The sequence below is a fragment of the Saccharopolyspora montiporae genome (assembly GCF_015209505.1).
Classification (GTDB): Bacteria; Actinomycetota; Actinomycetes; order Mycobacteriales; family Pseudonocardiaceae; genus Saccharopolyspora; species Saccharopolyspora montiporae.
The window spans coordinates 41,471-54,046 of sequence record NZ_JADEYC010000003.1 but is presented as its reverse complement, the minus strand read 5'-3'; the positions used below and the strand labels follow the sequence as shown (position 1 = coordinate 54,046).

Sequence of the window (12,576 nt, the reverse complement as noted above, 5' to 3'; positions counted from 1 at the left end):
GGTCCCTTTGTGGGGCCCCCACTTTTTTTATGCCCGAACCCTGGGTTGGGGTCGGGTTGTGGTGGTCGAGCGTGCTTGATGTGGCACCGAGGGTGATCTGCGCGTCCTGTGCGACGTAGTGTCGCGGTATGGATGGAGCACGGGTTCTCTGCGTTCAGCTCTCCGACCTCGACCCGCCTGCCCGGCTCGGCGCCTGGTTGCGCGACGAGGGGGTCGAGCTCGATGTCGTCCACGTAGCTGGCGGCGCAGTGCCTGCTTCGCTGGACCAGCACGATGCGCTCGTCGTCCTCGGTGGCGAGGCGGGTGCTTACGATGATCTCCACCACTCGTGGCTGTCCGCGGTGCGGGGGCTGTTGAGCTCGGCCGTAGCCCGCGAGGAACTCGTGTTGGCGATCGGGTTGGGAGCCCACTTGCTCGCCGTGGCCACCGGTGGTCAGGTGCGCGCCGCTGCCGGCGGGCCGGAGCGCGGGACGTTGCTCGTGGCGAAACGCGATGCCGCGGCCGAGGATCCGCTGTTCGGTCCATTGCCGTTGCTCCCGGACGTTCTGCAGTTCCACGATGACGAGGTCACCCAGCTGCCGCCATCCGCCCAGCAGCTCGCCGCATCGCCGAAGTGCGAGAACCAAGCGTTCCGCGTCGGTGCGCGGGCCTACGGCCTGCAATTCCACATCGAGACCACGCCGGACATGGTGCGCACCTGGGCCGATCAGCTCGACGCCGACGAGGCCATCAGCACGATCCGGACCGGGCAGCTCGACCCGGCGCACCTCGACGAGTTCCACGCCGACCTCGACGAAACCTGGCGCCCGTTCGTGCAGCGGTTCGCGCGGGTGGCGGCGACACCGCCGGGGCGGCGCAATCCGAACCGGATGCTGCCGCTCGCGGACGACTGATCGCCCCGGCCGGGTCCGTTCTGCGCACGGCGGTAGGGAGACTACGGTTCGGACATGGTGAACAGTGCGTCCCGCACGGGATCGGTACCGTCCCCGGCGCGCTACGGGTTCAGCGACGTCGAGCGGGCCGAGGCTCAGCTGCGTCGCGCGGGCTGGTGGTCCGACCACGGACCGCAAGGAGCCGAACCGGTCCTCAACGCCTTGTCCCGCAGCCCCGATCCCGACCTGGCGCTGCACTCCCTGGACCGGTTCCACGACGTCCTCGGCGCTGACTGGGCAGAACTGGCCGCGGAACTGCTGGCCGATCCCGGATTGCGCGGACGGCTGTTCGGTGTGCTCGGTACCTCCACCGCGTTCGCCGATCACCTCGTCGCGCACGCGCAGGACTGGCGGCGGATGCGCAGCGGACCGCACCGGCCGCATTCGCTGGACGCGTTCACCGCGGCGCTGCTGAACGCGGTGCAGGCGGAGGAGACCGGGGAAGAACCGGGGACACCGGGCGGACCGGAACCCGCGCTGCGCGGAGACGCCGCCATCAGCGCGTTGCGCGGTGAATACCGCGCGCTGCTGCTCGAAATCGCCGGCCGCGACATGGGGCACGTCGTCGAAACCGAGCTCCCCGAACCCAGCTACGAAGAGATCGTCGCGGCGCTGTCGGACGCCGCCGTCGCCGCGTTGCGCGCGGCGCTCGCCGTCGCGGCGGCCGAACTGCGCGAATCCGGTTCGGACACCGTGCCGAGCCTGGCCGTGATCGCCATGGGCAAGTGCGGGGGGCGGGAGCTCAACTACGTCAGCGATGTCGACGTGGTGTTCGTCGCCGACGGCGAAGACGACCTGCAGGCCGCCACCAAACTCGCCAGCACGCTGATGCGCATTGCCGGCGCGGCGTTCTTCGACGTGGACGCGGCGCTGCGCCCGGAAGGTAAAGCCGGGGCGCTGGTGCGCACCCTCGACGGACATCTCAACTACTACCGCAGGTGGGCCAGGACCTGGGAGTTCCAGGCGCTGCTGAAAGCGCGCCCCGTCGCCGGGGACGCCGATCTGGGTCGGCGCTACCTGGACGCCGTGCAGCCGCTCGTGTGGACGGCCTCCGAACGCGAAGGGTTCGTCTCCGATGTGCGTTCCATGCGTCGGCGGGTCGAGGACCACGTGCCGGACGAGCTCGCCGAACGCGAGCTCAAATTGGGTCGCGGGGGGCTGCGGGACGTGGAGTTCGCCGTGCAGCTGCTGCAGCTGGTGCACGGGCGGGGCGACGAGACGTTGCGCTCGCCCGCCACGCTCGAAGCGCTGCGCGCATTGGGCGAGGGCGGCTACGTGGGCCGCAGCGACGCCGCTGACCTGGTGGACTCGTACCGGTTCCTGCGCACTCTCGAACACCGCCTGCAGCTGCGCAGGCTGCGCCGTACCCACCTGTTCCCGGAGTTCGACGACCGGGAGAGCCTGCACGTGTTGGCCCGGGCCAGCGGGGTGCGCGCCACCGGGCGCAGCAGCGCCGCGCAGCTGCTGGTCGGGGACTACCGCAGGCACAGCAACCGGATTCGACGCCTGCACGAGAAGTTGTTCTATCGCCCGCTGCTGAACTCGGTGGCCAAGGTGCCCACCGACGCGCTGCGACTGACCACGTCATCGGCGTCGGAACGGTTGGCAGCGCTCGGTTTCAGCGCGCCGGACGGGGCGCTGCGGCACATCGGTGCGCTCACCTCCGGGGTATCCCGGCGGGCCAGCATCCAGGGCACGCTGTTGCCGATGCTGCTGGACCTGCTGGCCGGCACACCCGATCCGGACGGCGGTCTCCTGGCGTACCGCAAGATTTCCGAGGCGTTGGCCGAAACCCCGTGGTACCTGCGGCTGCTCCGGGACGAGGGCGTGGTCGTCGAACGGTTGGCGCACCTGCTGGGCACGTCCAAACTGGTCCCGGAGCTGCTCGTCCGCGCGCCCGAGGTCCTGCGGTTGCTGGCCGACACCCCGGCACTGGCGGGGCGGGAACCGGGTGAAGCCGCGGTTTCGTTGCGCGCCACCGTATCCCGGTACTCCGATCCGGAACGCGCTGCCGCAGCGGCACGTTCGCTGCGCAGGCACGAACTGTTGCGCATCGCCTGCGGTGACCTGCTCGGGCTCGTCCCGCCGGTCGAGGTCTTCCGCGCGTTGTCCAGCATCTGGGCTGCCGTGCTGGAATCCGCGCTGGACGTGTCGGTGCGCGCTCTGCAACACCGCACCGGAGACGAGCCGCCCGCGCGTATCGCGGTGATCGGCATGGGCAGGCTCGGCGGCGCCGAACTCGGTTACGGATCCGACGCCGACGTGCTGTTCGTCTGCGAACCGGTCGGCGACGCCGACGACGCGACGGCCGTGCGGTTTGCCACCTCGGTGGTGGAGCAGGTGCGCAGGCTGCTGGGCGCCCCGAGCCAGGATCCGGCGCTGGAGGTGGACATCGACCTGCGTCCCGAGGGCAGGCAAGGTCCGCTCGTGCGCACGCTGGACTCCTACCTGACCTACTACGACAGGTGGGGCGACGTGTGGGAGTTCCAGGCGCTGTTGCGCGCCCGCCCCGTTGCCGGTGACCCCGACCTCGGCGAACGCTTCTGCCGCAGCATCGACCGGCTGCGCTATCCGGACGGCGGGCTGGAGGAGGCGAAAGCCCGGGAGATCCGGCGGATCAAAGCCCGCGTCGATTCGGAACGCCTGCCGCGCGGTGCCGATCCGGCCACGCACACCAAGCTCGGTCGCGGCGGGCTCGCGGATGTCGAGTGGACGCTTCAGCTCCTCCAGCTGCAGCACGCCCACCGGTACCCGGAGCTGCGCACACCCTCCACGGTGGATGGTCTCCGGGCTGCGGTGCGTGCGGGATTGCTCGACGAGGACGAGGCCGAGGAGCTGGTGGCGGCGTGGACGCTGGCCATGCGCGTGCGCAACGCCGTCATGCTGGTGCGCGGGAAGCCGGGCGACCAGCTGCCCACGAAGGCACGCGAGCTCAGCGCGGTCGCGGCGGCACTCGGGTACCCGAGCTCGGTGGACACCGGGGAGGTCGTCGATGACTACATGCGCGTGACCCGGCGAGCGCGCGCGGTCGTGGAGCGGGTTTTCTACGAGTCCTGATCGGCCCGGCCCGGATCAGCCCGTTCGCGGGCGGTGCAGCGCGTTGCGCCGAACGGGTCGTATCCGGCTCGCTCGATCGCCCTGCGCTGCAGCGGAACCCGACCGGCGGTCCCGTGCGCCGGGACCGGGACCGTAGCCTGCCCGGCATCGTGGGCGCGTGGTCGGCGATAGGGGACTGGCGATGTCCGGGGACTTCGAGCTTCTCGTGCACCGGCAAGCGCTGTGCGGTGCGAGCCCGTTGTGGATGTCCGCGCTCAACTGCGTCTACTGGGTCGATGTGCTGCGCCGCGAGCTGCACACCTACAGCAGGGAGGCCGGGACCGACGAGGTGCGGGTGCTGCCGGGCGTGATCAGCGCGCTGGGTGCCACTCGGCACGGTCAGCTCATCGCCGCGGCGGCGGACGGGTTCGTCCGCGTGCATCAGGGGCGTGCCGCGTTGGAACCGGTGGTGCCGGTCAACGGCCCCGGTGACCGGATGAGTGCCGGCGGCTGCGATCCGCGGGGACGGTTCGTGGCCGGCACGGTGACCTTGTCCCGCCGACCGCGCGGCAGTGCGCTGTACGTGCTGGACGGCGAGCGCCCGCGGTTGCTGGTGGACGGGATGACCACCGGTGGCGGAGTCGGCTGGAGCCCGGACGGCGGCCGGATGTATCTCGTCGACGTGGGCAGCATCTGGATCTACGACTACGACGTGGAGCGCGGCCGCGCGATGGGCGGGCGGCAGTGGGTGTCGTGCGCGGAGTCCGAAGGCGTTCCGGAAGGGCTGGCGGTGGACGCCGACGGGTGCGTCTGGGTCGCGATGCACTGGACCGGGCGGATCCACCGCTACGCGCCGGACGGGGGGCTGGAAACCGTGCTGTGGGCGCCGACCCGGCGGGTCACCGGGCTGGCGTTCGGCGGTACGCGGCTGGAGGAGATGTACGTGACCTCGGCCTGCTTCGGCTACGACGAGCCCGCGTTCGGCCAGGATCCCTACGCCGGTGCGCTGCTGCGATTCCGGCCCGGACCCGTTGGAGCGAAACTGGCACCGTGGCAGGGCGTTTGAATGGAAGCATCCGCGCGGACCAGTCGGTGATACCACTCGGCGGTGCCGGGGTGCGCACGGCAACGGGGCCGGCGACCCCGTGGTCACCGGCCCCGTTGCGGACGTGTCCTGCGATCACACGTCGAAGTACAGCGCGAACTCGTGCGGGTGCGGGCGCACGCGGATCGGGTCGATCTCGTTCTCCCGCTTGAAGTTGATGTAGGTCTCGATGAGGTCCGGGGTGAACACGCCGCCCTCGGTGAGGAAGTCGTGGTCGGCTTCCAGGTTGTCGATGACCTTGGCCAGGCTGTCCGGCACCTGCGGGACGTTCTTGGCCTCTTCCGGCGGAAGCTCGTAGAGGTCCTTGTCGATCGGCTCGGCCGGCTCGATCTTGTTCTTCACGCCGTCCAGGCCCGCCATGAGCATCGCGGCGAAACCGAGGTACGGGTTGCCGGACGGGTCCGGGCAGCGGAACTCGATGCGCTTGGCCTTCGGGTTCGCACCGGTGATCGGGATGCGCATGCAGGCCGAGCGGTTGCGCTGCGAGTACACCAGGTTCACCGGAGCCTCGTAGCCCGGGACCAGGCGGTGGTAGGAGTTCACCGTCGGGTTGGTGAACGCCAGCAGGCTCGGCGCGTGGTGCAGGATGCCGCCGATGTAGTGCCGCGCGGTGTCCGACAGGCCCGCGTACCCGGCCTCGTCGTAGAACAGCGGGTTGCCGTCCTTCCACAGCGACTGGTGGGCGTGCATCCCGGAACCGTTGTCGCCGAACAGCGGCTTGGGCATGAACGTAGCGGTCTTGCCGTGCTCCCAGGCCGTGTTCTTCACGATGTACTTGAACAGCTGCAGGTCGTCAGCAGCGTGCAACAGCGTGTTGAACTTGTAGTTGATCTCGGCCTGGCCGCCGGTACCGACCTCGTGGTGCGCCCGCTCCAGGGTGAAGCCGGAGGCCATCAGCTGCGTGGAGATCTTGTCGCGCAGGTCGGCGAAGTGGTCGTAGGGCGGGACCGGGAAGTAGCCGCCCTTCATCCGCGTCTTGTAACCGCGGTTGCCGCCCTCTTCCTCGCGCTCGGTGTTCCACCAGCCCTCGACGGAGTCGACCTCGGCGAACGACCGGTTCGGGCCCTCGCCGAAGCGGACCGAGTCGAACAGGTAGAACTCGGCCTCGGCGCCGAAGAAACAGAGGTCGGCGATGCCCGATTCGCGGAGGTACTGCTCGGCCTTGCGCGCGATGTTGCGCGGGTCCCGGCTGTAGGGCTCCAGGGTGAACGGGTCGTGCACGAAGAAGTTCAGGATGAGCGTCTTCTCGATCCGGAACGGGTCGAGCCGCGCCGTGTACGGGTCCGGCAGCAGCAGCATGTCGGACTCGTGGATCGACTGGAAGCCGCGCACCGAGGAGCCGTCGAAGGCCAGGCCGTCGGTGAACGTGTCGGCGTCGAACGCGCTCGCGGGGATCGTGAAGTGCTGCATGACGCCCGGCAGGTCGCAGAACCGGACATCGACGAACTTCACTCCCTCGTCGGAGATGAAGCGCAGGACCTCGTCTGGATTCTTGAACAACCTGGTGGCTCCTTCAGCACTCGTCCAGCTCACCGGCACCACACCATCCCGCCGGCTCGGAACATCACGCTATGACACCGGTATTGCTCCGAGTTCACCCCGATGTTTCACCGGCGTTAAATGGCCCCTGATCGGGTGGTGCTGCTTGTGCGGCACGGCCGACCGTGATCCCCCGACGGCGGCACGTACCCTGGGTGACGTGCGAAGAGTCATCGGTTCGTGGCTGGACGGCCCGAAAGCGGCGTTGAACGATGCGCGGGAGCACGCGGACGACGAGCGGCCGCAGTGGCGCGGGGAGGGGCTCGGCTTGCCGGCCTCCGGGTCCGGTTCGGCGGCGCCGACCGGTCGCCGCGCGCTGGCGTTCCTGGTCGACATCCTGCTCGCCGGGCTTGTGACCTGGGCGTTCACCGCGCCGGACGTGCCCGGCAACTACAGCGTCATCGGCTGGTTCGTGATCACCGTGGTGCCGGTCAGCCTGGCCGGGGCCACGCCGGGGATGATGCTGCTGCGGATCTGGGTGGCGCGCGTGGACGGCGCCACATTCGTCGGTCCCTGGCGCGCGATCGTGCGCTGCCTGCTGTCCTTCCTGGTGATCCCCGCGGTGGTGTGGAACCTCGACGGGCGCTCCTGGCACGACCGGCTCACCGGAACCCTCGTCCTCAACCGCTGATCCCGCGGGCTGTGCCGCGCACGGGCTCGTGCGCGGCTATCACCCGCCGCTGCGGAGACGGGATCGCGGTGGAAGCACGGCAGCGGGGGCCCGGAATGATCCGGACCCCCGCCGTCCACGTCGTTTCCCCGCGGTTCACTTGGCCCGGCGCATCGCCCGCTGCACGTTGCGCGTCTTGGCGCCCTGCGGAACCGGTCCCTTGGGCATGGCGTTGCCGCGGTTGGCCAGGGCCGAGAGCCGGTTCTCCAGCTGGTTGACCTGGGCGGCGCTGATGTTGCGCGGCAGTCGGGTGACCTTGGACTGCAGCTTGCCCAGCGGAACCTGGTCTTCCTCGTTGCCCACCATGATCTCGTAGATCGGGGTGTCGCCGACCAGGCGCGCGATCCGCTTCTTCTCCTGGGCCATGAGCGACTTCACCCGGTGCGGAGCGCCTTCGCCGACGAGGACGACACCGGGCCGACCCAGTAGGCGGTGCACGGCGTCGAGCTGCGCGGTCCCCGCGACGGCCTGGCTGAGCACCCAGCGGCCGCGCATGTTGTCCAGCGCCCACCCGGCGGCCCCGGGCTGGCCCTCGGCTTTGCGGTAGACGGTGCTCTGCACCCGCCTGCCGAAGACGATCACGGCGCCGAGCACGCCCAGCGCCAGGCCCACCGGGAGGAAGACCCAGTGCAACCCCCAGATCATGCCCAGCAGGAACGCCACGGCGGTGACGCCGAGGAACACTCCGAGCATCAACGGGAGCAGCAGCCGGTCCTCCCGGCGCTGCATCTTGAACGCGTCGAAGATCTGCTTGATGCGAGCCCCGAACGCCTGCCGCCGCTGCTTGGCCGCCGCTTTCTTGGCTGCCTTGTCCTGCTTGGCCATAACCCTCAGGATACGGCCGTCCCGTCGCCGCGTGCAGGCGCGGTACCGGTGCCGTGATTGAGCCGTGAGCTCCGCCTCCCGCCGGCCGCTGCCGACCCGCCGGTCGGGTCGGCAGTGGCGGGGAGGTCAGCGCTGCAGCAGGTTGCTGGCTTCCTGGGCCGCGCTACCGGCCTGCGCGAGGTGCGCCAGGTTCTCCGGCAGCGGCATCCCGCGGTGCACCGTCGCCTTGGCGAAGAGCCGTCCGGCGCGGTAGCTGGAGCGCACGAGCGGGCCGGCCATCACACCGGGGAAGCCGATCTCCTCGGCGGCCTTGGTGTGCTCGACGAATTCCTCCGGCTTGACCCAGCGGTCCACCGGGTGGTGCCGGGCGCTGGGCCGCAGGTACTGGGTGATGGTGATGATGTCGCACCCGGCGTCGTGCAGGTCCTGCAGCGCGGGTCGCACCTCGTCCGGGGTCTCGCCCATCCCCAGGATCAGGTTGGACTTGGTGACCAGGCCGGCTTCCCGAGCCAGGGTCAGCACCTCCAGCGAGCGGTCGTAGCGGAACGCGGGGCGCATCCGCTTGAACACGCTGGGTACCGTCTCCAGGTTGTGCGCGAGGACCTCGGGCCGGGAGCTGAACACCTCGGCGAGCTGGTCCCGGTCCGCGTTGAAGTCCGGGATGAGCAGCTCGACGCCGGTGCCGGGGTTGAGCCCGTGGATCTGCCGGACGGTCTCCGCGTACAGCCACGCACCGCCGTCGTCGAGGTCATCGCGGGCCACACCGGTCACCGTGGAGTAGCGCAGACCCATGGCCTGCACCGACTCGGCGACCTTGCGCGGTTCCTCGACGTCGAGGGCGGCGGGTTTGCCGGTGTCGATCTGGCAGAAGTCGCAGCGGCGGGTGCACTGGTCACCGCCGATGAGGAACGTGGCCTCCCGGTCCTCCCAGCATTCGAAGATGTTGGGACAACCGGCTTCCTCGCAGACGGTGTTCAGGCCCTCCCGCTTCACCAGGCTCTTGAGCTCGGTGTACTCGGGGCCCATCCGGGCACGCGTTCGGATCCAGGAAGGCTTCTTCTCGATCGGGGTCTGGCTGTTGCGGACTTCGAGCCGCAGCATCTTCCGCCCCTCCGGCGCGACACTCACGCGCCCCAGGCTACGCCCTCGGGGCCACCGCACCGAAACGTGCGGACGCTCACCTGCGGTGGCCCGAGGCGCGGTCAGGCCTGAGGCGCCGGGTCCACCCCGGTCTTCTCCGCGGTGACTTCCCACAGGCGCCGCGCGAGCTGTTCGTCGCGGGCCGCCGGGATCATCGAGGCCCGCTTCGGTGCGCCGTGGATCTCGCGAAACCCGCTCGGGCCGATGTAGTCCCCGCCGCGCGCGCCGGGGGCGGTGGCGGCGAACAGCTGCGGCAGCGCGCCCTGCTCGACCGGCTGGGTCACCGCCCGGGTGCCCAGCGCCACCACCGCATCGACCGCGCGGGGAAGGCCCAGCATCTTCGACGAGTTGGCGGTCAGGTTGGTGCTGGTCATGCCCGGGTGCGCGGCGATGCTGCGCAGGTCGGCCCCGGCGGCGTCGGCGGCGCGCTGCAGCTGTTGCGCGAACAGCAGGTTGGCCAGCTTGGACTGGCTGTAGGCGCGCATCGGGTTGTAGGTGCGGCGCTTGAAATCGAGGTCCTCGGCGTCCAGCCCGTGCCCGCGGTGCGCGATGCTGGACACGGTGACCACGCGCGCGGCCGGGCGGGTGGTCAGCGCGGGCATCAGCAACCAGGTCAGCGCCGCGTGGCCCAGGTGGTTGGTGCCGGTCTGCAGCTCGAAGCCGTCGGCGGTGCTGCGGTGCGGCACGAACATCACGCCGGCGTTGTTGATCAGTACGTCGAGCGCGTCGCCGGTGCGTTCCCGGACGTCGGCTGCTGCGCGGCGCACCGATTTCAGGTCCGCCAGGTCGAGCTCGACCAGCTCCGGGCGGATCGGCGCGACGTCGGCGACCTCGTCCCGGGCCTGCTCGCCGCGGGCGGTGTCCCGGCAGGCGAGCAGCACCCGGGCGCCGCGTTCGGCCAGGATGCGGGCGGTGTATTTGCCCAGGCCGGAGTTCGCGCCGGTGATCAGCACTGCGCGGCCGGTCTGGTCGGGGATGTCGGAGGTGCTCCAGCTAGTCATCCCCGACCAACTTACTAGCCGGTAAACCGGTGCGGGCGCCGATTCCCCCCGTTCAGCGGCTGGGGATCAGCTTGCGCAGCTGGCCGAACGGGCGCGTGCGCGGTCGTTCGGGTTCCGGTCGGCCGGAGCGCAGCAGCTGCTGCAGCGCGGAGCCGACCCGGGTGATCTCCGGGGTGGGTTCGTCCGGCTCGGCAAGGCCCGCGGTCAGCGCGAGCAGCTGTTGCTCCCGCTGCAGGCACTCGCGCAGCGCCGGGTCGTCCCGGTGGTGGTCCAGCAGCGCGCGCAGCGCCGGGCAGGTCGCCGCGGCGCGCTGGTGCGCGGCGGTCACCGCCTGCACGTGCCCGTCTTCGGTGCTCGCGCTGTCGGCCACGGCCGCTTCGAGGTGGCCGGTGAGCACCTGGCTCCACTTGTAGTGCAGTGCGCGTAGCAGTTGCGCGCGGTCGGTGAACGGGGTCGGGACGGTGGTCAACGCGGAGGCCGGGTCGCGGTGCGCGTCGTCGAGAACCGTTCGGATGGCTGCCTGCCGCTGGTAATGGTCGGTCCAGCTCATGTGCGCTCCCCAGGTCGGACGGGGCCGTCCCCGCCGTGTGCGCCATACCGGGAGTATGTCCCATGATCAAGGTAGCACGGATGCGTACCGACGGTATGACTTAGGCTTGTGAGCATGGCTACAGTCCGGTCCCGGCGCGTGGAGTATTCGGAAAGCACCAGGCAGGCCCTGGTGGAATCGGCGGTGGAGCTGTTCACCGAGCACGGCTACGCGAACACGTCGCTGGACGAGATAGCTCGGCGCTCCCGGGTCACCAAGGGCGCGCTCTACCACCACTTCGGCGGCAAGCAGGCCGTGTTCGAGGCCGCGTTCGACGCGGTGGAGGCCGATCTCATGGGCCGGCTGGACGCGGTGGTCTCCGGACCGGGCAGCGCCTGGGACGTGGCCCGCGCCGGACTACGCGCGTTCATGGAGGTCTGTCTGGAGCCGTCCTACCAGCGCATCGTCGTGCAGGACGGGCCCGCCGTGATGGGCACCCAGCGGTGGCGCGATGCCGAGGAGGCGTACGCGTTCGGCGTCGTGCGCGGTGCGGTCGCCGGGCTGGTCGAGTCCGGGGAGATCGAACCGCTGCCCGTCGACGCCCTCGCGCGTGTCGTGTTCGGCGCGCTGTCGGCGGGAGCCACCGCGATCGCGGGATCGGCCGAGCCGCAGCGGTCCCGCGCCGAGATCGGCGAGTGCATCGAGCACGTGCTCGACGGCCTGCGCCGCCGCTGACACCCGATCGGTCGCGCGGCCGCTTCGGCCTGCGCCGCCGGGCGAGATTAGCCTCGGCGGGCGTGGACGAGAACTTCAAGCTGCGGATCTTCACCGAACCCCAGCAGGGCGGCACCTACGACGACCTGCTGCGGATGGCCAGGACGACCGAGGACGCCGGCTACGACGCGTTCTTCCGATCGGACCACTACCTCAAGATGGGCTCGGTCACCGGTGAGCCCGGGCCGACCGACGCCTGGCTCACGCTGGCCGGGCTGGCCCGCGAGACCAGCCGGGTCCGGCTCGGCACGCTGATGAGCGCCGGGACGTTCCGGCTGCCGGGTCCGCTGGCGATCTCGGTCGCGCAGGTCGACCAGATGTCCGGCGGCCGGGTCGAGCTCGGTCTGGGCAGCGGTTGGTACGAGCAGGAGCACGCCGCCTACGGCATCCCGTTCCCCTCGCTGAAGGAGCGGTTCGACCGCTACGCCGAGCAGCTGGACATCATCACCGGTCTGTGGGAGACCCCGCCCGGCGGGACGTTCGATTACGCGGGCGAGCACTACGTGCTGACCGATTCGCCCGCGCTACCCAAGCCCGTCCAGCAGCCGCGGCCGCCGGTGCTCATCGGCGGCGCGGGCAAGAAGCGCACCCCGCGGCTGGCCGCGCGCTACGCCGACGAGTTCAACCTGCCGTTCGTGGACATCGACAGCGCTGTCGAGCAGTACGGGCGGGTCTCGGCCGCGTGCTCGGAGATCGGCCGCGACCCGGCCGAGATCGTGCGCTCCGCGGCGCTGGTGCTCTGCGCCGGGCGTGACGAGGCGGAGATCACCCGACGGGCCGGGGCGATCGGCCGCGACGTGGACGAGCTGCGCAGCAACGGCCTCGCCGGAACGCCGGCCGAGATCGTGGACAAGATCGGAACCTGGCGTGAGCGCACCGGGATCACCCGGCTGTACCTGCAGGTGCTGGACCTCGCCGATCTCGACCACGTGGAGCTGGTGGCCTCGGAGGTCGCGCCGCAGCTGTGATCCGACGGGCAGGGGCGGGCCGGTGCCTGCCCCCTGCCCGGGTTCCGCACGCGGCGC

Annotated in this window: 11 protein-coding genes; 6 read left to right on the top strand and 5 right to left on the bottom strand. The window is 70.6% G+C overall.

All coding sequences use genetic code 11. From position 1 onward, the window contains the following. Positions 1 to 128 precede the first annotated feature (128 nt). From IQ251_RS01905 to IQ251_RS01895, 3 genes are all read left to right on the top strand, one after another. Positions 129 to 893, top strand: a complete 765-nt coding sequence (locus IQ251_RS01905; protein WP_193926652.1) for a type 1 glutamine amidotransferase — start codon at positions 129 to 131, stop codon at positions 891 to 893. Positions 894 to 947: 54 nt separating this feature from the next. Continuing rightward, on the top strand, positions 948 to 3,989 hold the full coding sequence (locus IQ251_RS01900; RefSeq protein WP_193926651.1) for a bifunctional [glutamine synthetase] adenylyltransferase/[glutamine synthetase]-adenylyl-L-tyrosine phosphorylase: 3,042 nt from the start codon (positions 948 to 950) through the stop codon (positions 3,987 to 3,989). 157 nt (positions 3,990 to 4,146) lie between these two features. Then, positions 4,147 to 5,034 carry an SMP-30/gluconolactonase/LRE family protein gene (locus IQ251_RS01895; RefSeq protein ID WP_370591144.1) on the top strand — a complete coding sequence of 296 codons (888 nt, stop codon included), beginning with the start codon at positions 4,147 to 4,149 and terminating at the stop codon, positions 5,032 to 5,034. Between the two features lie 114 nt (positions 5,035 to 5,148). On the opposite strand, the gene glnA is transcribed toward IQ251_RS01895, so the two are convergent. Continuing rightward, on the bottom strand, positions 5,149 to 6,573 hold the full coding sequence (gene glnA, locus IQ251_RS01890) for a type I glutamate--ammonia ligase (RefSeq protein WP_193926650.1): 1,425 nt from the start codon (positions 6,571 to 6,573) through the stop codon (positions 5,149 to 5,151). 199 nt (positions 6,574 to 6,772) lie between these two features. Here glnA and IQ251_RS19570 point away from each other — a divergent pair, with 199 nt between their 5' ends. Beyond that, positions 6,773 to 7,243: an RDD family protein gene (locus tag IQ251_RS19570; RefSeq protein ID WP_370591143.1), complete on the top strand. Its 471-nt coding sequence runs from the start codon at positions 6,773 to 6,775 to the stop codon at positions 7,241 to 7,243. A gap of 135 nt (positions 7,244 to 7,378) precedes the next feature. Here IQ251_RS19570 and IQ251_RS01880 read toward each other — a convergent pair whose 3' ends face one another. The 4 genes from IQ251_RS01880 to IQ251_RS01865 form a co-directional block, all read right to left on the bottom strand. Continuing rightward, positions 7,379 to 8,107 carry a DUF4191 domain-containing protein gene (locus IQ251_RS01880; protein ID WP_193926648.1) on the bottom strand — a complete coding sequence of 243 codons (729 nt, stop codon included), beginning with the start codon at positions 8,105 to 8,107 and terminating at the stop codon, positions 7,379 to 7,381. A 126-nt stretch (positions 8,108 to 8,233) separates the two neighbouring features. After that, complete coding sequence (lipA, locus tag IQ251_RS01875) at positions 8,234 to 9,235, bottom strand: lipoyl synthase (protein ID WP_193926647.1); 1,002 nt, start codon at positions 9,233 to 9,235, stop codon at positions 8,234 to 8,236. A 74-nt stretch (positions 9,236 to 9,309) separates the two neighbouring features. Further along, on the bottom strand, positions 9,310 to 10,248 hold the full coding sequence (locus IQ251_RS01870; protein ID WP_193926646.1) for an oxidoreductase: 939 nt from the start codon (positions 10,246 to 10,248) through the stop codon (positions 9,310 to 9,312). Between the two features lie 52 nt (positions 10,249 to 10,300). After that, positions 10,301 to 10,798 (bottom strand): hypothetical protein, encoded by a 498-nt coding sequence (locus IQ251_RS01865; RefSeq protein WP_193926645.1) that lies wholly within the window; start codon positions 10,796 to 10,798, stop codon positions 10,301 to 10,303. Between the two features lie 114 nt (positions 10,799 to 10,912). Here IQ251_RS01865 and IQ251_RS01860 point away from each other — a divergent pair, with 114 nt between their 5' ends. Further along, positions 10,913 to 11,512: a TetR/AcrR family transcriptional regulator gene (locus IQ251_RS01860; RefSeq protein ID WP_193926644.1), complete on the top strand. Its 600-nt coding sequence runs from the start codon at positions 10,913 to 10,915 to the stop codon at positions 11,510 to 11,512. A 62-nt stretch (positions 11,513 to 11,574) separates the two neighbouring features. Then, positions 11,575 to 12,519, top strand: a complete 945-nt coding sequence (locus tag IQ251_RS01855; RefSeq protein WP_193926643.1) for an LLM class F420-dependent oxidoreductase — start codon at positions 11,575 to 11,577, stop codon at positions 12,517 to 12,519. Positions 12,520 to 12,576 lie beyond the last annotated feature (57 nt).

What these genes read in the sequence shown, in the direction of transcription:
- IQ251_RS01900 (WP_193926651.1), top strand. Translation starts at nt 948, where the DNA reads ATGGTGAACAGTGCGTCCCGCACGGGATCGGTACCGTCCCCGGCGCGC.
- IQ251_RS01870 (WP_193926646.1), bottom strand. Translation starts at nt 10,248, where the DNA reads ATGACTAGCTGGAGCACCTCCGACATCCCCGACCAGACCGGCCGCGCA.
- IQ251_RS01860 (WP_193926644.1), top strand. Translation starts at nt 10,913, where the DNA reads ATGGCTACAGTCCGGTCCCGGCGCGTGGAGTATTCGGAAAGCACCAGG.
- IQ251_RS01905 (WP_193926652.1), top strand. Translation starts at nt 129, where the DNA reads ATGGATGGAGCACGGGTTCTCTGCGTTCAGCTCTCCGACCTCGACCCG.
- IQ251_RS01865 (WP_193926645.1), bottom strand. Translation starts at nt 10,798, where the DNA reads ATGAGCTGGACCGACCATTACCAGCGGCAGGCAGCCATCCGAACGGTT.
- IQ251_RS01880 (WP_193926648.1), bottom strand. Translation starts at nt 8,107, where the DNA reads ATGGCCAAGCAGGACAAGGCAGCCAAGAAAGCGGCGGCCAAGCAGCGG.